Below are 729 nucleotides of genomic sequence, written 5' to 3' on the forward strand. Positions count from 1 at the left end.
GCCTGCTGATCATCGATGTCGACCATTTCAAGTCGATCAACGACCGTTTCGGCCATGCCGAAGGCGACAAGGTGTTGAAGGCGGTCGCTGCCCTGCTTGGCGAGGCGGCAAGCGCTGAGGACCAGGTGTTCCGCATCGGCGGCGAGGAATTCGCCATCCTCAGTTCTCGTCCGCACTCGGTCGCCAGGCTGTTCGGCGAAGGCATTCGCCACGCGGTCAAGGGCTCGGCCGCCACCAGCCGCTTCGAGCTCACCGTCAGCGCCGGCGTTTCCAGCGTCAGCGAAACCACGCGCTGCCTAGCCGACCTGTTCGCGCTTGCCGACCAGCGTCTCTACAAGGCGAAGTCGACCGGCCGCGACCGCGTCGTCGGCGAGCCGGGCGGCCACGAAGCCGACACGGCCGCTGCATGGACAAAGTCCGCGCGGATTTAGTTCGTTACGACTTCCTCTGCCGTCGAATGCCCGTCACGGTTGAAACCGCCATCAGCGCGATCGCCAGCCATTTCAGCGCCGTGATAATCGGCCCGGCCTCAATATCGTACGCAATGAACAGCAGGATGCCCGGCACCAGCAGGCCGCATAGGATCATCATGATGCGGTTGATCTGCCACGAGACTTTCGACGCCAACGCCTCGTCGCCGGGCGCGGAAACAAGTGTTGCTCGCATTGTCTTGCCGCCCACCAGCATGGCCGAAACGCGCATCGAGATCGGCAGGCCGAGCCCGATGAT

At 63.8% G+C, this 729-nt stretch carries 2 protein-coding genes; one reads left to right on the forward strand and one right to left on the reverse strand.

The genetic code is table 11. The features are described from left to right. Positions 1 to 431 (forward strand): GGDEF domain-containing protein (locus tag EN750_RS37360; protein ID WP_145968331.1); only part of this gene is annotated, 431 nt, incomplete at its 5' end. Positions 432 to 435: 4 nt separating this feature from the next. Here the strand turns inward: EN750_RS37360 and EN750_RS39805 are convergent. Further along, the coding region (locus EN750_RS39805; RefSeq protein ID WP_210212808.1) for a hypothetical protein at positions 436 to 729 on the reverse strand (294 nt) is incomplete at its 5' end.

Origin of the sequence: Mesorhizobium sp. M7A.F.Ca.ET.027.03.2.1 (assembly GCF_003999175.1) — a bacterium.
In the GTDB taxonomy this organism is placed as follows: Bacteria; Pseudomonadota; Alphaproteobacteria; order Rhizobiales; family Rhizobiaceae; genus Mesorhizobium.